At 43.5% G+C, this 17,597-nt stretch carries 15 protein-coding genes and 1 tRNA gene; 8 read left to right on the top strand and 8 right to left on the bottom strand.

The genetic code is table 11. The features are described from left to right. The first annotated feature begins 5 nt into the window (after positions 1–5). The 5 genes from B9T38_RS05595 to B9T38_RS05575 are packed head-to-tail and all read left to right on the top strand — an operon-like array spanning position 6 to position 4,033. The gene (locus B9T38_RS05595) at positions 6–1,202 is read left to right on the top strand and encodes a beta-ketoacyl-[acyl-carrier-protein] synthase family protein (RefSeq protein ID WP_086195843.1); all 1,197 of its coding nucleotides are present in this window, start codon (positions 6–8) and stop codon (positions 1,200–1,202) included. Continuing rightward, positions 1,199–1,636 (top strand): hotdog family protein, encoded by a 438-nt coding sequence (locus tag B9T38_RS05590; RefSeq protein ID WP_086195842.1) that lies wholly within the window; start codon positions 1,199–1,201, stop codon positions 1,634–1,636. The genes B9T38_RS05595 and B9T38_RS05590 overlap by 4 nt, the downstream gene beginning before the upstream one ends. Further along, entirely contained in the window at positions 1,633–2,358 is a 726-nt protein-coding gene (locus tag B9T38_RS05585) for a 3-ketoacyl-ACP reductase FabG2 (RefSeq protein WP_086195841.1), read from the top strand. The genes B9T38_RS05590 and B9T38_RS05585 overlap by 4 nt, the downstream gene beginning before the upstream one ends. Next, entirely contained in the window at positions 2,358–3,578 is a 1,221-nt protein-coding gene (locus B9T38_RS05580; protein WP_086195840.1) for a beta-ketoacyl-ACP synthase, read from the top strand. Before B9T38_RS05585 ends, B9T38_RS05580 begins: the two co-directional genes overlap by 1 nt. Positions 3,579–3,598: 20 nt before the next feature. Then, a complete protein-coding gene (locus tag B9T38_RS05575; RefSeq protein ID WP_143222663.1) occupies positions 3,599–4,033 on the top strand; it encodes an excinuclease in 435 nt (144 codons plus the stop codon). 119 nt (positions 4,034–4,152) lie between these two features. On the opposite strand, the gene secF is transcribed toward B9T38_RS05575, so the two are convergent. From secF to queA, 7 genes are all read right to left on the bottom strand, one after another. Beyond that, entirely contained in the window at positions 4,153–5,121 is a 969-nt protein-coding gene (secF, locus tag B9T38_RS05570; protein WP_086195839.1) for a protein translocase subunit SecF, read from the bottom strand. 10 nt (positions 5,122–5,131) lie between these two features. Then, complete coding sequence (gene secD / locus B9T38_RS05565) at positions 5,132–7,030, bottom strand: protein translocase subunit SecD (RefSeq protein ID WP_086195838.1); 1,899 nt, start codon at positions 7,028–7,030, stop codon at positions 5,132–5,134. 51 nt (positions 7,031–7,081) lie between these two features. Beyond that, positions 7,082–7,411, bottom strand: a complete 330-nt coding sequence (gene yajC / locus B9T38_RS05560; RefSeq protein ID WP_086195837.1) for a preprotein translocase subunit YajC — start codon at positions 7,409–7,411, stop codon at positions 7,082–7,084. Between the two features lie 105 nt (positions 7,412–7,516). After that, a complete protein-coding gene (gene tgt / locus B9T38_RS05555) occupies positions 7,517–8,647 on the bottom strand; it encodes a tRNA guanosine(34) transglycosylase Tgt (RefSeq protein ID WP_086195836.1) in 1,131 nt (376 codons plus the stop codon). A 248-nt stretch (positions 8,648–8,895) separates the two neighbouring features. After that, complete coding sequence (locus tag B9T38_RS05550) at positions 8,896–9,462, bottom strand: LemA family protein (RefSeq protein WP_086195835.1); 567 nt, start codon at positions 9,460–9,462, stop codon at positions 8,896–8,898. Between the two features lie 29 nt (positions 9,463–9,491). Then, complete coding sequence (locus B9T38_RS05545; RefSeq protein ID WP_086195834.1) at positions 9,492–10,520, bottom strand: hypothetical protein; 1,029 nt, start codon at positions 10,518–10,520, stop codon at positions 9,492–9,494. 26 nt (positions 10,521–10,546) lie between these two features. Beyond that, the gene (gene queA, locus B9T38_RS05540; RefSeq protein WP_086195833.1) at positions 10,547–11,584 is read right to left on the bottom strand and encodes a tRNA preQ1(34) S-adenosylmethionine ribosyltransferase-isomerase QueA; all 1,038 of its coding nucleotides are present in this window, start codon (positions 11,582–11,584) and stop codon (positions 10,547–10,549) included. A gap of 194 nt (positions 11,585–11,778) precedes the next feature. Between queA and B9T38_RS05535 the strand changes: the two genes are divergently transcribed. Both B9T38_RS05535 and B9T38_RS05530 read left to right on the top strand, forming a co-directional pair. Beyond that, a tRNA-Leu gene (locus B9T38_RS05535) sits at positions 11,779–11,865 on the top strand. A 146-nt stretch (positions 11,866–12,011) separates the two neighbouring features. Continuing rightward, positions 12,012–12,821 carry a TIR domain-containing protein gene (locus B9T38_RS05530; protein ID WP_086195832.1) on the top strand — a complete coding sequence of 270 codons (810 nt, stop codon included), beginning with the start codon at positions 12,012–12,014 and terminating at the stop codon, positions 12,819–12,821. An 86-nt stretch (positions 12,822–12,907) separates the two neighbouring features. On the opposite strand, the gene B9T38_RS05525 is transcribed toward B9T38_RS05530, so the two are convergent. Further along, positions 12,908–15,139, bottom strand: coding sequence for an NADP-dependent isocitrate dehydrogenase (locus B9T38_RS05525; protein ID WP_086195831.1), 2,232 nt, complete (start codon positions 15,137–15,139; stop codon positions 12,908–12,910). A 1,126-nt stretch (positions 15,140–16,265) separates the two neighbouring features. Between B9T38_RS05525 and B9T38_RS05520 the strand changes: the two genes are divergently transcribed. Further along, positions 16,266–17,540: a sensor histidine kinase gene (locus tag B9T38_RS05520; protein WP_086195830.1), complete on the top strand. Its 1,275-nt coding sequence runs from the start codon at positions 16,266–16,268 to the stop codon at positions 17,538–17,540. Positions 17,541–17,597: the final 57 nt, after the last annotated feature.

Here is a 17,597-nt window from a genome sequence, read left to right as displayed (position 1 = left end):
TGAGCATGGGCGATAAAATCACACAATATCCTGCAGTCGGCATTCAGTTGAGTGCCGGTCTATCTGCACTCGGAAATACCGCTGAACAGATCAGACAGGCGCTGACCACGCAGCAAAATACCTTGAGCCTTCGTTCAGGATTTATTCCGGAAAAACAGGTCTGGGTAGGCGCCTATCAGCAGCCTTTAATCGAAACTGTTCCCGCATTTTTGCAGGATGTCGATTCGCGTAATCTACGTTTTGCTTTAACGGCGTTAAGCTCGATTGAAAGCGAAATCCGAGATTATACTGCGCAGTTTGATCGCAAACGTCTGGCAATTATTTTGGGCACATCGACCTCCGGCATTGCTGACAATGAAATATTGCTGAAACAGTATTTTAACCATCACAGCAAAATTGAAATTAATCACTATAAACAGGAAATGGGCAGCTTAGCCAAAGGCCTGCAGATGTATCTGGGCTGGGAAGGCCCGGCATATACCATTTCCACGGCTTGTTCTTCCAGTGCCAAAGCTATGGCGGCAGGACAGCGATTGATTAATGCTGGTCTGGCGGATGCGGTACTGGTCGGTGGCGTTGATACATTGTGCCGCTTGACCTTAAATGGTTTTTATAGTCTGGAAAGCCTGTCCAATGGTCTGTGTCAGCCCTGTGGTGCACAGCGTGACGGCATCAATATTGGCGAAGCGGCGGGACTGTTTTTATTGTCCAAAGAAAGCGCCCCTGTGATGTTGATGTCCGCCGGGGAGTCGATGGATGCCTGGCATATTTCTGCACCGCATCCGGAAGGCAAAGGGGCTGCCGAAGCCATGCAAAAGGCGCTGGATATAGCCGGCATTAGCGCCAGTGAGATTGGCTATTTAAATATGCACGGAACGGCTACACCACAAAATGATGCCATGGAAATCAAAGCCGTGCAGACGGTATTCCAGCAATATGAAGTACCGATCAGCAGCAGCAAACATAAAACAGGGCACTGTCTGGGAGCCGCTGGAGCCATTGAAGCCGTAATTTGCCAGCAGGTGTTAGCCGATCAGTCCTGGTTACCTTTGCATCATTCAGGCAGTATTGATCCGGAACTGGATGAAGCCAACTATGTGCTGAATGCGCAGTTGCAACAACCGATAGAATATGTCATGAGTAATTCTTTTGCCTTTGGCGGCAGCAATATCAGCCTAATTTTTGGAACAAAACTGAAATGATGGATGCTATACAGTTTATCCCGCATGAACAGCCGATGGTGTTTGTCGATCATCTGATTGAAGCCAGTGACAATTTTGCCATTGCCGAACTGGTGATTCGTCCCGAATTGATGTTTTGTGAAGCGGAAGGCTTGCCAACCTGGAGCAGTATTGAACTGATGGCACAGACTATTAGTGTCTATGCCGGACATAAAGGAAAAATGTCAGGTTTGCCGCCAAAAATTGGTTTTTTATTAGGTACGCGTAAAATGCAGTTGCCTGTGCCTTATTTTGCTTTAGGTGAAACCGTCAGGATTAAAGCAGAACAGGGCTATTTACATGAGGGGCTGGGGCAGTTTCAATGTGAAATTGAATACCGGGAACATCGCTTTAGTGCCATGTTGAGTGTATTTGAGCCGCCAGAAATGAAAGAAGAACTTAAGGATACAGTGTGAGTAGACGAATTTTAGTAACAGGCTCAAGCCGTGGAATTGGGAAAGCGATTGCCTTGCAACTGGCACAGGCTGGATTTGATGTCACCGTCCATGCGCGCTCCAGACAACAAGAAGCCGAACAGGTGGTTGAAGAAATCCGTGCTTTAGGCCAAGCCAGCCATGCACTGTTATTTGATGTAAATGAACGTGAAAAAGTACTGCAATTGCTGGAGCAGGATGTTGCCGAGCATGGCGCATTCTATGGTGTTGTTCTCAACGCCGGTTTAACCCGTGACGCGGCATTTCCGGCCTTAACCGACAGTGACTGGGATGAGGTGGTTTCGACCTCACTGGATGGTTTCTACAATGTACTCAAACCTCTGGTGATGCCGATGATTCGGCTGAAACAGGGCGGCCGCATTGTGACTTTATCTTCGGTTTCAGGTTTGATGGGTAATCGGGGACAGGTCAATTACAGTGCAGCAAAAGCGGGACTGATTGGTGCTACCAAAGCCTTGGCACTGGAACTGGCAAAACGCAAAATTACCGTGAACTGTGTAGCACCGGGCTTGATTGAAACCGAAATGGTCACTGAAGAAGTGAAAGAACATGCTCTGAAAATGATTCCCTTACAACGTATGGGGCAGGTTGATGAAGTCGCCAAAGTAGTGAAATTTTTATGCAGTGATGATGCCAGTTATATCACCCGACAGGTGATTTCGGTCAATGGGGGCTTGATTTGATGAAACGTGTTGTAGTGACGGGCATGGCTGGAATCACCTCTTTAGGTGAAACCGCAGATCAGGTATTTGCACAATTTGAACAGGGCAAAAGCGGTATTCGCTATATGCCGGACTGGGAGGTGTATACCGACTTGCGCAGCAAACTGGGTGGTCCGGTCGAATCCTATACCATTCCCAAGCATTTTAACCGTAAAGTGACCCGCGGCATGGGTCGGGTGGCCCTGATGTCAACGGTCTGTGCTGAAAAAGCCTTGGAAGATGCAGGTCTGTTAAATGACCCGATTTTAAACAGTGGTCAAACTGGTGTGGCCTTCGGTTCATCTGCTGGCAGTGTCGATGCAATTGGCGAGTTTGGCAGCATGTTGATTGACAACAATATGAACAAACTCAATGCCACCACGTATATCCGCATGATGTCGCATACCAGTGCCGTCAACATGACCGTTTATTTTGGCTTGAAAGGTTTAACTTTACCGACATCCAGTGCCTGTACCTCAGGTTCCATGGCGATTGGTCAGGCCTATGAAGCCATTAAATATGGCAAGCAGACTGTAATGCTGGCAGGTGGTGCCGAGGAACTCAGTGCCGCAGGTTCCGCGGTATTTGATGTGTTGATGGCGACCAGTAGTCAAAATGAGCATCCGGAAAAAACGCCGCGTCCATTCGATAGCAAGCGTGATGGCCTGGTGGTGGGTGAAGGCGCAGGCTGTTTAATTCTGGAAGAATATCAACATGCCCAAGCACGCGGCGCCAAAATTTATGCAGAAATCATCGGTTACGGCAGCAACACCGATGGTCAGCATGTCACCCGTCCAGATGCTGAAATGATGGGACGCTGTATCCAGCTGGCTCTGTCAGATGCGCAAATTGCAGCAGACCAGGTGGACTATGTCAATGCGCATGGAACCTCCACCGATCAGGGTGATATTGCTGAAACGCAAGCCACTGCTCGCGTACTGGGCAAAAAGCCAATCAGCTCTTTAAAAAGCTATTTCGGGCATACGCTGGGCGCATGTGGGGCAATTGAAGCGTGGCTCAGTATCGAGATGATGCAGCGTAGCCAGTTTATACCGACATTAAATCTGGATGAAATTGATGCGGCCTGTGGCGATCTGGATTACATTGTTAAACAGTCAAGAAATATGCATGCCGACATAGTTATTACTAACAATTTTGCTTTTGGAGGAATTAATACCTCCCTGATTTTTAAACGTGTCTAACAACAACTAGAGGGTACATTATGTTGATGAAGAAATTAACACTTACAGCTGCATTGTGTTTGGGTGGAATCGTTTCAGCTCAAGCTGCAGATCAAATGCATGACTTCAACTTCCAGGAAGCGGTGAGTCGCGCAGTTGCTGACGGTACACTGGACGGTTCGGTTAAGTTTTACTTGGCGGGTACACGTGCGGGTGGAAAAGTCATTCAAAAAGGTTTGGTGAGCAATAAAAAAACCAATGGTTTTGCCAAGTCTGCTGAAAGTTCATGTGATCATGTTTTGCGTTCAGCCTTGATTCAATTTCAGAACACGGCAAAAGCCAAAGGGGCCAACGCTGTGACCAATATCGTGAGTTTCTATAAGTCCAATGAAACCCGCAGTACCACCACTTATCAATGTGCCAAAGGAACTGCAGTTGCCGGTGTAGCCTTAAAAGGGGATCTTGCAAAACTATAAGCTTGTGCATTTACACTGATAAAATTTCAGATCTCGTACAGAATTTTATATTTTTGACCTGCATAAAAAAGCCCATCACATGATGGGCTTTTTTATCGAATTTAAAGAAAGCACAGAAATTACTTTGGAATTTCCTGTTCCTCATCAAATTCAGGTTTCACCTGTACAATAAAGTCCTGACGGTTCAGGCCACGCCATAATGCAAATGCAGTACCAATATAAATTGAAGAATAGGTACCCACAAATACACCAATAAACATCGCAATCGAGAACCAGTGCAGACCTTCACCGCCCAGGAACATCATCGCGACAACGACCAGCAATAAGGTCATGGAGGTGTGGATGGTCCGACGTAAAGTTTCAGTCAACGCGATATTGACGATTTCAACTGGCGAGGCACCGCGAATCTTGCGGAAATTTTCACGAATACGGTCGGATACCACAATGTTATCGTTTAACGAGAAACCTAATAGCGCAAGAATAGCTGCCAGTACGGTTAAATCAAACGGCCATTGCATCATGGCAAAAATACCAATGGTGACAATGATGTCATGGAATAACGAAAGCACCGCACCTACCGCCAGCTTGAATTCAAAACGAATGGTCACGTAAACCAGCATGAGCAGCAACGCCAAGGCTACGGCACCTGCCGAACGAATATACAGCTCGTTACCGACCTGTCCACCGACAGAATCCACTTTGTGGACCTCAGCAGGGTTATTCGGTAATTGTGCCGCTTTGGTGATGGCGTTATTCAGATCTTCTACTTCAATGTTCTGAACAGGCATACGAACCAAGAGGTCTTTGTTACTGCCGAGGGTTTGTACCACAGCATCCTTAAAGCCTGCCTGGTTCAAAGCTTGAATAACTTCGACCTGATTGGCCGGTTGTTTATAGTTCAGCTCGGCAGATACACCGCCAGTAAAGTCCAGACCGAGGTTTAGACCTTTGGTGGCAATAAAGAAAATACTGGCTAAAGTTAAAAGAATAGAGATGATTGCCGCAGGTTTGGCAATCTTCATAAAGTCAATGATGCGCTCATCATCCGGGCGACCGTATTTCTTTTTCGGTTGAGTCATATCAGTCATCTTCGATCTCCTAAATGCTCAACTTTTTCAAGTTACGTTTTTTGCCATAAATAAGCTGTACGATGGCACGGGTCACAGTAATGGCTGTAAACATCGAGCAGACAATACCGATCATTAAGGTCACCGCGAAGCCCTTAATCGGACCTGTACCAATGGCAAACAGAATGAACGCAACCAGGAAGGTGGTTAAGTTCGAGTCAAAAATGGTGTTATAGGCCCGATCATAACCGGCGACAATCGCCTGTTTGGGCGAGGCCCCCCATTTCATTTCTTCCCGTATTCGCTCACAGATCAGTACGTTGGCATCGACCGCCATACCAATGGTAATTACGATACCGGCAATACCCGGAAGGGTGAGGGAAGCGCCAATCCATGACATGACGGTCAGGATCATAGCCAGGTTAAACACCAGTGCAAAGTTGGCAATTACACCGAACAGACGGAAGAACACCACCATCCAGATCGCGACCAGAAGGAAACCGATTTGAGTCGATAATACACCTTTGTCAATATTTTCCTGACCTAGGCTCGGACCAACCACACGTTCTTCAACGAAGTACATCGGCGCTGCAAGTGCACCGGCACGAAGCATCAAGGCAAGTTCAGCCGCTTCCTGTGGTGAATCCAGACCGGTAATACGGAATTGAGACCCTAACACCGCCTGAATGGTTGCAGCATTGATAATCACAGACTCTGCATAAGGCGTACGGACTTCAGTTTGTGCACCCGTCACAGGATCTGGAACATAGCTGATTTTCTGCTTATTCTCGATGAACAATACCGCCATGCGTTTACCAACTGCATTACGGGTGGCATCTGCCATCAGCTTACCGCCAGCACTATCCAGGGTAATGTTTACTTCAGCACCGCCAGTATCCTGGCTAAAGCCGCTAGATGCGTTTTGTACACGTTCACCGGTCAGAATGCGGTTACGGTTCAATAATAATTCACGACCACTATCCAACGATTCATAAGCAAAAGCTTCAGTACCCGGAGGTAAAGCTCCTGTAGGCTTGCCGGTATACGGATCAATGTACTGGTCATTCAAATCGGAAACCAGACGGAATTCCAGGTTGGCTGTACGGCCCAAGACGCGTTTCGCTTCAGCAGTGTCCTGAACACCCGGAAGTTCAACCACAATACGGTTGCTGCCTTGAGTTTGAACCAATGCTTCCGCTACACCTAACTCGTTAATACGGTTACGTAAAGTGGTTAAGTTCTGGTTAACGGCATACGACTGAATTTCCTGCTTGCGCACGTCGGTATAGTTCAGACGTAAAGTTGAACCGGACTCAGAGGCAATTGCTTGCTGGTTGAATTCATTGCCATTACGACGCAAGAAATCCATCACCGCTTCACGGTCGCCATTATTGGCAAACTGAACGGTAATGGTGTTGTTATTCAACGACAGGCTGTTGAATTTTAGCTTGTTGTCACGCAATTGACGACGCAGATCAGTCGCCGATGTTTCCATACGCTGACTGATGGCCTTGTCCATATCCACTTCAAGCAGGAAGTGCACACCACCACGTAAATCCAGACCCAGTTTCATTGGTTTGGCACCAATTTTTTGCAGCCATTCCGGTGTGGTTGGGGCAAGGTTCAAGGCAACAACATAATTATCCCCCAATCCGCGACGCAATACTTCTTTGGCTTTTAACTGTGCTTCAGAGGAGTCGAGGCGTAAAAGGGCAGCATTATTGCTAAAGCTGTTGTCATGGCTTGAAATTTTTTCACTTTGTAATAATTGCTCTGCTTTTTGTACGATGCTCTGGTCAATTTGGGTGCCGGCTTTAGCACCGGAAATTTGAACAGCAGGTTCATCGGGGTACAAACTAGGCAGCGCGTATAATGAGCTGATCACCAAAACCACAAGGATCAGCAGATATTTCCATGCTGGGTAACGCATCTGTTTTCTTCTTAAAATGAAAAAGTCGTGCTAGGGCACGACTAATTTTGATTAGAGATTATTTAATGTGCCTTCAGGAAGAACTGAAATCACACTTGCGCGCTGAATTTTTACTTCTACGCCACGGCTGAGTTCAACCACTGCAAAATCGCCTTCAATTTTAGTGATTTTGCCCATCAGGCCGCCTGCAAAAACTACTTCGCTACCTACACCCAGACTTTCAACCAGGGTACGGTGTTCTTTCGCGCGTTTCGCTTGAGGACGCCAGATCAGGAAATAGAAAATTGCGACAAATACCGCAATCATCAAAAGGTTGGTTACCAAACTTGGTTGTTGTGCAGCTTCACCTGCTGCGTGAGCAGTAGAAATAAAAAGGCTCATTTCAATTTCCTAAACTAAAAAATGTATATCAACAATATGATGATAAATAAGATAACTTGTTCAGCAATTTACCTTGTCTTTTTCTTCAGCGCAAATACTGAAAGATTAATCTTCAGGACAAGGTGGGACTTCTAGACCACGACGCGCATAAAAATCCTGTACATATTCATCAAAAGTACCATTATCTAACGCATCACGGATGTCTTGTGTAAACCTTTGGTAATAACGCAGGTTATGAATAGTACCCAGCATGGAACCCAGCATTTCACCGCATTTTTCCAGATGGAACAGATAAGCACGGGTGAAGTTTTGGCAGGTATAGCAGTCACAGTCTGGATCGAGTGGACTTTGGTCATGACGATATTTGGCATTACGAATTCGCACCAGACCGTCTGTCACAAAATAATGACCATTACGTGCATTACGAGTTGGCATGACACAGTCAAACATATCCACACCACGGCGGATGCCTTCTACAATGTCTTCCGGTTTACCGACACCCATCAGGTAACGTGGCTTGTTTTCCGGCATTTTCGGTGGAAGATGATCCAGAATCTTGATCATTTCTTCTTTCGGTTCACCGACAGAAAGACCGCCAATGGCAAAGCCATCAAAGTCGATTTCTTTTAAGCCTGCCAGTGATTCATCACGCAGGTCTTCATACATACCGCCCTGAATAATACCGAACAGGGCATTTTTATTTTTTAATACATCATGGTGGTGGGTTTTACAGCGTTTTGCCCAGCGCAGTGAAAGCTGCAAAGATTTTTGTGCTTCTTCACGGGTCGCCGGATAAGGCGTACATTCGTCAAAAATCATCACGATGTCTGAATTCAAGGTATGTTGAATATCCATTGAAATTTCAGGTGATAAAAAGACTTTGGAACCATCAATTGGCGAACGGAAGGTTACACCTTCTTCTTTAATCTTACGCATGGCACCGAGGCTAAAAACCTGGAAGCCGCCTGAATCGGTTAAAATCGGTTTGTTCCATTTCATGAACTCGTGCAAACCGCCATGTTCACGAATCACGTCCAGGCCGGGACGTAAATAGAGATGGAAGGTGTTACCTAAAATAATCTGGGCTTTAATATCTTCTACATCACGTGGGAGCATGCCTTTGACTGTACCGTAGGTACCGACAGGCATGAACACCGGTGTTTCCACCACGCCGTGTTCCAGCGTTAAACGACCACGACGGGCACGGCCCGACTGACCTAATTTTTCAAACTTCATAAAATATCCTGGACGAGAGCAAAGCACTGCTTTGGTTGCAGTGCAAGAGCGAAAAAACAGTTCGCCGCCAAAAGTCCGCTATTTTCCTTGATTACGCACATAAACGCCAGTGTTGTCGAATTTTAACGCGATTCTTTTTTGCCGAAGAAAATAAGCTAAAAGAGTGGCTCTGCTTGCCTTGCGGATGGGCATGTAGAAATGATGTTTTTCTGCATGCTGATGTTTTCATTTATTCTAAGATTAACGACTTAAAAATTCGGTCGATAGTCAAAACTCTGTGTAGCTGCCAGATCGCGGAAGGGGCGAATGGCTTTTTTACCGAGTGACAGGGTATTGACGATGTTATTGGGAAAAATCTGAATATTGTTATTAAACAGTTCAACATTGCGATTAAAAATGGTAATGGCTGCCCCGACATTTTCATTCTGCTCTTCAATTTCATTCATCATTTTTAGATAAATTTCATTGGCTTTCAGCTCAGGATAGTTCTCTACCACGACATTGAGACTCTGCATCAATTCCTTGTTCAGGCTTTCAACACGTTGCAACTGGGCAACATCGGCATTGTTTAAATTGAGATTTAAAATATTCTGCCGCAGTTCGGTCACTTTTTCCAAAGTGCCTTGTTCAAAATTGGAATATTGTTCAACCAAAGGTTGCAAGCCATCCAGAACTTTAATCTTCTGACGCTCATAAGTTGCCACATCTGACCAGGAACGAATAGAAGCATTGTGATGACGCACAATATTATTGCGAATCATGATACAGGCTACAATCACGGCAATAATCAACAATAAAAAAATCAATAGCCCCATTTATTTGTCCCCAAATATTTACAAGATTGTTATTTTAAAAACTGCGTTAAATCACGCTGTAAACTTTCCAGATACGGTAGTTTAAAAGTACGCAAGTGTCCACGTAATGCAGAAATATCGTGAATATTTTTTGCCCGGCTTGAAATGTGAAATAAATCGGCCGTTCCTAAAAAACATAAGATATGGCTGTCGGGATGGAAAATTAAATCGCCTTGACGCTGGGCAAAAAATTCATCGAGCCTCAACACAAATGCAGGCATGAGCAGTTTTGCCATCTGCATTTCATCGCTACCAAAAATATTCAGTTTCTGGTTGACTTGAATATCACTGGTATGCCACGGAAAACTGTAAGGATAATAAAACTCCTTGTTGGCCGTAGTGACTGCCACACCGTGTACTTCCACATCAAAAACAAATACACCCCATAAATCTTTGTGTACTTCACTCACCTGTACTTCATTGCCCTCTTTATTACGAATCCGGATTTCATTGACATAATGGTATTGAAACACCATCACCTGATGCTGTTTGCCTTCATCATCGGTCCATTGGGTGCTGGCGTAATAAGGAAAGTCATTGGAAATGCTGCCCTGATTAAAGACCGGAAATAAACGCTTTAAATGGGCAATAAATAAAACCGGTTGCAGGGGAACAGAAAAATGTTGCGGCTGTTGCTGGAAGGCAAGATTGTATTTTTTAGCAATACTTTGCTGTTCCAGATATTCGATGACTTCATCAATGGGCTTGCTTTCTTCATAACTAATATAAGCCCAGAAAATCATAAAAAAACCGCTGATCAGGCTGAGCTGAATCCAGATATTACCGGGATGGATAAAAATCAGCATGATAAAAAACAGTCCTGCTACTGCCAGAAGCAGCGGGAGAACATTTTCAAATTTGAGCACGATTGGGGCATTCCAGGGATGCAGGGCATCTAAAATATCCTGATGCGTCTGAGCCTGGCGGGCAATCTCCCAAAGCCGCGCAATATTATTAAAAACCCGTTCATTTTTTTTACGTCGAATATGAATCGAATATTTAACAGCATCTAGCGGCATGGCGTACTTCTTATTATCAACAATAATTAAGGTGTGATTTTATCAACCAGCATGGCATCGCCATAACTGAAGAAACGGTATTTGGCTTCTACAGCATGATGATAGGCAGCTAAAATATTATCACGATTCGACAATGCCGAAACCAGCATCAATAATGTTGATTCAGGAAGATGGAAGTTGGTAATCAGACGATCAACCACTTTAAACTCGTAACCCGGGTAAATGAAGATTTGGGTATCACCCGTCCAGCCTTTTAATTCACCGCCATTGGCCTGTGCAGCACTTTCAGTGGCACGGGTTGCAGTTGTACCGACAGCAATGACTTTATTGCCACGCGCTTTGGTTGCTTTGATCAGCGCCATAGATTCATCAGACACATCACACCATTCACTGTGCATGATATGGTTTTCAATATCGTTGGTCCGTACCGGAAGGAAGGTTCCTGCACCGACATGCAAGGTCACAAAGGTTTTCTGGATGCCTTTTTCTTCAAGTTTTTTTAACAGGGCTTCGTCAAAATGCAGGCTGGCAGTCGGGGCCGCAACACTGGCCAGTTTAGTTGGGTCATTAAAAACGGTCTGATAACGCTCGGTATCAATTGATTCTGCTTCACGGTTGAAATAAGGCGGAATTGGCAACGCACCATATAAATCTAGAACATTTAAAATGGGCTGAGAAAACTCGACAATGAACAGATTTTCATGACGACCTTTGACTGTGACTTTTACTTCATCTGGACCAATGAACAGTTCTGCGCCTTCTTTTGGCGAGTTACTGGCTTTAATATGGCAATGCGCAATGAACTTGTCCAGCATGCGTTCCACCAAAACTTCAACCGCACCCCCAGTGGCACGTTTACCTTTCAGACGTGCTTTCATGACCTTGGTATCATTTAAAACCAGCAAATCACCTTCATTCAGTAAATCGAGAATATCTGTAAATTGATGGTCATGATATTGACCTTGAGCATCAAGATGCAAAAGGCGTGAAGCACTACGGGTTTCAAGCGGGTAACGGGCGATCAGCTCGTCAGGGAGATCAAAGTTAAAGTCAGAAAGTTGCATCTTCAATGTATTGAAATAAGAAAAACATCCGCATTATAGGCTGGAAATGCACAAAACAGATGCTATCTGATGTTTTTTAAAACAAAGTTTTTGATTTTGATTTAAAATTGAGCGATCGGTTAATTTAGATAATTGACAATTCCAAGTTTGAGAGTAATATAGCCACCACAAGCTGATCAGCTTGCAACACCTTTCCCGAGGTGGTGAAATTGGTAGACGCGGCGGACTCAAAATCCGCTGTCAGAGATGACGTGTCGGTTCGAGTCCGACCCTCGGGACCAAGATTTTGAAGAACCCCAAGCATATTAAGTCTTGGGGTTTTTTATTGCCTGATGAAAAAAAATATAGATTTTTTGTTGATAGCTATGTCAATTGATGAGTATTTTTCAATTTATTATCAAATAATATTAAATATTTAGGAGGGTATATGAATAAAGAACAATTGATTGGAGAGTTAAATGCTCTTAAGGATCGGCTTAATGAAGAAGTATATGGTGCGTATGTAGAAAAAGGCAGGGAGTATGGAAGAGAGAGATTTAAGGCATGGGAAAGAGCAATACAAAAAATTTTAGAAGAACATTTTCCTGCTTATACTGGTAAATTGCATTCAAAACTTCACCCTATGGTTATGGTTGGTTATCATGACCCTATTCAGCAGTTCATGGAGGACGAGTATAAACCCTCAATTTCCTTTATTGATTCTCTTATTATGGATATTAATAATAATGAAGTTATATCTCCTGCTTCCAATAAACATAAAATAAAAGTGAGCAAGTCGGGTAAAAATTCTAATGAACTATTGAAAAAAGCATTTATTGTTCATGGTCATGATGATGCCAAAAAGCTTGAGACAGCACGTTTTCTAGAAAAAATAGGATTTGAAGCCATTATTTTGCATGAACAACCTAATGGTGGGAAAACTATTATCGAAAAATTGGAAAAGTTCACTGACGTAGGATTTGGAATCGTCTTATATACTCCTGATGATGTGGGTGAAGCAGTGGCTAATCAGGCTTGCATTAGACCACGTGCTCGTCAAAATGTAGTATTCGAACACGGCCTTTTAATAGGGAAATTAGGTCGAGGAAGAGTTATTCCACTAGTTGTTGATCACAATATTGAGCTCCCGGGTGATATTAGTGGAATGGTCTATATGTCTGATAATGGTTGGGAAGTTCAGTTGGCAAGAGAAATTAAAGAATTAGATTATGATGTTGATTTTAATAAATTATTTTAAGATATTTTAGATATGTTTAATGACAAAAAACCGGCGCCTAGACGCCGGTTTTTTACATCACTAACTTTCGTCAGTTCTGGAAAAGCTTAGATTGAAGCAAGTGCAGCATTAAATGTAGCACTTGGACGCATTACTGCATTTACTTTCTCTTGATTAAGAGCGTAGTAACCACCGATGTCTACAGCTTTACCTTGTACTTCTGCAAGTTCAGCAACAATCTTGTCTTCGTTTTCAGCAAGTGCTTTCGCAAGAGGAGCAAACTTCGCTTTAAGTTCAGCATCTTCGTCTTGTGTAGCAAGCTCTTCAGCCCAGAATTTAGCCAGGTAGAAGTGACTACCACGGTTATCTAGCTCGCCAGTACGACGTGATGGAGATTTGTCATTGTCAAGCAATTTACCAGTCGCAGCATCAAGTGTCTTCGCAAGAAGTTTCGCACGAGCGTTGTCTTCTTTAATGCCCATTTCTTCTAGAGAAACTGCCAGAGCAAGGAATTCACCAAGAGAGTCCCAACGTAAGTGGTTTTCTTCTACCAACTGCTGTACGTGTTTAGGTGCAGAACCGCCAGCACCAGTTTCGTACATGCCGCCACCGGCCATTAACGGCACGATAGACAACATTTTCGCAGAAGTACCCAATTCCATAATTGGGAACAAGTCAGTCAGGTAGTCACGAAGAATGTTACCTGTTACAGAAATGGTATCCAGACCGCGAGCAACACGTTCAAGTGTGTAACGCATTGCACGAACTTGAGACATGATGTGAATGTCTAAACCAGTTGTGTCGTGATCTTTCAAGTATTTTTGTACTTTCTTGATCAGTTCATTTTCATGTGGACGGTACGGGTCAAGCCAGAAGATCGCAGGCATGCCAGAGTTACGTGCACGAGTTACTGCAAGTTTCACCCAGTCACGGATCGGAGCATCTTTCACCTGACACATACGCCAGATATCGCCTTCTTCCACGTTTTGTGACATCAACACTTCACCTGTTTCAAGGTCAGTGATGTTTGCGATACCTGCTTCAGGAATTTCGAATGTTTTGTCGTGTGAACCGTATTCTTCAGCTTTTTGTGCCATCAAACCAACGTTTGGCACAGTACCCATGGTACGTGGGTCGAAGTTACCATTCCATTTACAGAAATTGATCATTTCCTGGTAAATACGTGCGAATGTAGATTCAGGCATGACTGCTTTAGCATCATACTGTTTACCATCAGCACCCCACATTTTACCACCGGCACGGATCATTGCAGGCATAGAAGCATCTACGATGATGTCGTTAGGAGAGTGGAAGTTGGTGATGCCTTTAGCTGAATCAACCATCGCCAGTGCTGGGCGGTGTTCTTGACACGCGTGCAGGTCACGGATGATTTCGTCACGCTGTGACTCTGGTAGGGTTTCAATCTTTTCGTAAAGATTAGCCATACCGTTGTTTACGTTAATGCCTAATTCGTCGAACAGTTTACCGTGTTTTTCAAATGCATCTTTGTAGTAAATTTTCACACAGTGACCGAATACGATCGGGTGTGAAACTTTCATCATGGTTGCTTTAACGTGTAAAGAGAACAAAATGCCTGCTTCACGGCAATCTTCAAGTTCTTTTTCATAGAAATCGCAAAGCGCTTTCTTGCTCATGAACATTGAGTCAATGATTTCACCATCAAGCAAAGCAAGTTTCGGCTTGAGAACAATGCTTTCACCAGACTTGGTGATGAGTTCCATTTTTACATTGCGTGCACGGTCAAGTGTCATTGATTTTTCACCGTGGTAGAAGTCGCCTTCATCCATGTGTGAAACGTGAGTTTGTGACCATTGTTTCCACTCGCTCATTGAGTGCGGGTGTTTTTTCGCATAATTTTTTACAGCAGTCGGCGCGCGACGGTCAGAGTTACCTTCACGCAGAACCGGGTTTACAGCAGAACCGAGGCATTTGCTGTAACGTGTTTTAATTGCTTTTTCTTCCTCAGTCACCGGGTTTTCCGGATAGTCAGGAAGAGCGTAGCCTTTCGATTGAAGTTCCTTGATACAAGCTATCAACTGGCCAACTGACGCACTAATATTTGGGAGTTTAATGATATTAGTGTCTGGGTCTTGTGTGAGATTGCCAAGCTCTGCCAGGGTATTCGGTACTTTCTGCTCATCGCTGAGGAAGTCCGCAAATTCTGCAAGCACACGTACGGCTACAGAGATGTCTTTTTTAACAATCTCTACACCAGCTGGCTTGGTAAAGGTTTCAATGATCGGCAGCAGGGAGTAGGTCGCCAATAGTGGCGCCTCGTCGGTCAATGTGTAAATGATTTTTGACTTTCCACCAGCCATATATAGCCCCTTGCTTTAGATTGAGTTTGTCAGTACCGAGCTTTTGGCTCAGTTCTGCGAACCGGTTTGCTTAAATAAAACATTAAAAGTATTGGCGCTTATTTGCACCTCAGCCGAACAGCAATATCTTGCATATTGGTCTTTGGCTGAAAATTTGTATACATCAGTGTTGTTCACCAATCCCTCTATTCTACGTGAAATTTAGTTATTTTTCGAATCGGGGTGAGGCTTCCAGTCTCTCATGTGGCAATTCCCTGTATTTGGTCATATAAGTAGAGAATCTTGCTTAATAAGTTATATAATTTATTATTATCAATAACTTATTTGTATGAATACCTCCTGCATAAAAAAAAACCGGCGGGTGATTTTTTGCCGATTTATAAACTAATTACTTAGGACATGTTGGGTATCATGGAAATAAATTATCTAGCAGGGAAGAAGAGGCAAATTTTTCTTAGATTGATTGGACAATTATTTGGGGGAGATAAGCATTTACTATTGTTATTCATGACTGCGCTGAAAAGTGTGCTGGCAACAATCATGATCATTACTGTCATCGAAAATGGGTTGCAGATCTGATGTAAAAGAAGAAGTTAAATAAATGAATAGCTATTCTGAGCAGCAGTATTTGAACAGGACAGTCCTAGAGAGACAGGAAAAACGTTGAGAGGGAGACTCAAAAAACAGCAAGGCTAAAAAGATGATTTTTTAATTGTTGTGCAAGAAATATGGCAATTTGCTGTATATGATTTCTGTAACATAGAGTATACCTGAACAATTGAATGATGAGCTAAACACTTATCATCTGACTGTCCCGATGAAAACTGGAAACCATGCTATTGTAGTCAAATGTTGACTAAGGATAGCTTTAGATTTTCGCTTCGAGTCCGACCCTCGGGATATATATTCAAACAATATAAGTAATTAATAATAGATTGGTTTTTTATTGTTTGAATAGAATTGCGGTCTGCTTTTAATGACAAGGTGAAAACTAGAGTCAATATTGGGTATAAATTGTCACTGTTTGTCTTTATTCATTGTCTTCGATATGAAACTTTGTTAATAAGATGAAACATGATAATTATTTCTTTAAAACAACAAATAATAGTGATTGGATGAATCAAATATGAAAATGCAGTTGCTTGAAATAGGCTCGGAAACTGAGCAGCTTAGTGCATGTAAAATCTCACTATTGTTAGGCGTTTTTACAGCAACGAATCAGCTTGAGCGTTTTTTAAGGTTTTCCCGCAACATGCTTGGTGCTGAACAGGCGGTACTGGCTTTTCATCATGAGCCTTATATCTGGTATTCCTCCAATCATGGTTTTAAGGCTTTTTGCTCGCCTGATGAAACCGGTTTAAGCCATTATTTTGAAGGGCGTAATTTCATTGATCATCAGCATAGCCAATATCCGAATCTGGTGCAGCATATGAGTCAATTCGGCGTAGAGGCTAAGCGTTATCTGGCTTTTGATTTGCGTTTAAGTAACGGTACTTCAATTGGTCAGGCGCTTTTTTTTGATCAGCAGAAAAAACCGTTTCATCCTGAAAGTATTATAAATGTCAGTGACTTGACCAACAGTCTGATCCATATGATTGAACTGAAGGCAGATCATGCTGAACTGAAGGAAATGTATGAGCAGCAAGCGGCGCTCAATTTCAGTAAAACCAAGTTTTTCCAGATTATTGCCCATGACCTGAGAGCCCCATTTCATGGTTTGCTCGGCTTTTCAGAAGTGCTGGCGCAAGAGCGTGAAACACTGGATGAATCCAGTATACAGAATATTGCTGAATATTTGTATGATACGGCACAATCGACTTATAACCTGCTGGAAAGCCTGCTGAACTGGGCAATGGCTGAAGGCGGACGTTTCATTTATCATCCCATTAATTTTGAATTAAAACAGTCAAGCAAGATTGTTTGTGACGTATTACATAGTTTGGCGGTAAAGAAAAATATTCAGTTAATTGACCAGATTGAGGAAGGCATCAAGGTCTATGCCGATATCAACATGATTACTTCAGTGATACAGAACCTAGTTTCGAATGCTTTGAAATTCACCCCGACCGATGGTACGGGGCGCGTCATCATTCATGCAAATGAGTCCGAAACAGGGGTGCATATTTATGTACGGGATACCGGTCTGGGGATGAGTCGGGCGCAAATGGATCAGCTGTTCCAGCAGTCGGTTACGGTCAGTATTAAAGGGACTGCAGGAGAAAAAGGTACCGGTCTGGGCCTGGTCTTGTGTAAGCGTTTTATTGATTTGAACCATGGGCAAATTTTTGTAGATTCTACAGAAGGTGAAGGCACGACATTTAACGTGATTTTACCGGCAGCTACCAGTGCCCATCAGGCTTTAGCCCAGGAACAGCCTAAAATTGAAAAAGTAAAAGTTTGACATACTCCCTCCACTTTCGACTAGCTCCTTGCGAAACTCGTTTCTCAGGGATTCTAA

This window comes from Acinetobacter sp. ANC 4218 (genome assembly GCF_002135245.1).
Taxonomy (GTDB): domain Bacteria; phylum Pseudomonadota; class Gammaproteobacteria; order Pseudomonadales; family Moraxellaceae; genus Acinetobacter.
The sequence above is the reverse complement of the archived record's forward strand: the minus strand, read 5'-3'. Positions and strand labels throughout refer to the sequence as shown.

Excerpts from the sequence above, each read along its gene's own strand:
- B9T38_RS05595 (WP_086195843.1), top strand. The coding sequence starts at position 6 with ATGGGCGATAAAATCACACAATATCCTGCAGTCGGCATTCAGTTGAGT.
- B9T38_RS05590 (WP_086195842.1), top strand. The coding sequence starts at position 1,199 with ATGATGGATGCTATACAGTTTATCCCGCATGAACAGCCGATGGTGTTT.
- B9T38_RS05580 (WP_086195840.1), top strand. The coding sequence starts at position 2,358 with ATGAAACGTGTTGTAGTGACGGGCATGGCTGGAATCACCTCTTTAGGT.
- B9T38_RS05575 (WP_143222663.1), top strand. The coding sequence starts at position 3,599 with ATGTTGATGAAGAAATTAACACTTACAGCTGCATTGTGTTTGGGTGGA.
- secF (WP_086195839.1), bottom strand. The coding sequence starts at position 5,121 with ATGACTGATATGACTCAACCGAAAAAGAAATACGGTCGCCCGGATGAT.
- secD (WP_086195838.1), bottom strand. The coding sequence starts at position 7,030 with ATGCGTTACCCAGCATGGAAATATCTGCTGATCCTTGTGGTTTTGGTG.
- yajC (WP_086195837.1), bottom strand. The coding sequence starts at position 7,411 with ATGAGCCTTTTTATTTCTACTGCTCACGCAGCAGGTGAAGCTGCACAA.
- tgt (WP_086195836.1), bottom strand. The coding sequence starts at position 8,647 with ATGAAGTTTGAAAAATTAGGTCAGTCGGGCCGTGCCCGTCGTGGTCGT.
- B9T38_RS05550 (WP_086195835.1), bottom strand. The coding sequence starts at position 9,462 with ATGGGGCTATTGATTTTTTTATTGTTGATTATTGCCGTGATTGTAGCC.
- B9T38_RS05545 (WP_086195834.1), bottom strand. The coding sequence starts at position 10,520 with ATGCCGCTAGATGCTGTTAAATATTCGATTCATATTCGACGTAAAAAA.
- queA (WP_086195833.1), bottom strand. The coding sequence starts at position 11,584 with ATGCAACTTTCTGACTTTAACTTTGATCTCCCTGACGAGCTGATCGCC.
- B9T38_RS05530 (WP_086195832.1), top strand. The coding sequence starts at position 12,012 with ATGAATAAAGAACAATTGATTGGAGAGTTAAATGCTCTTAAGGATCGG.
- B9T38_RS05525 (WP_086195831.1), bottom strand. The coding sequence starts at position 15,139 with ATGGCTGGTGGAAAGTCAAAAATCATTTACACATTGACCGACGAGGCG.
- B9T38_RS05520 (WP_086195830.1), top strand. The coding sequence starts at position 16,266 with ATGAAAATGCAGTTGCTTGAAATAGGCTCGGAAACTGAGCAGCTTAGT.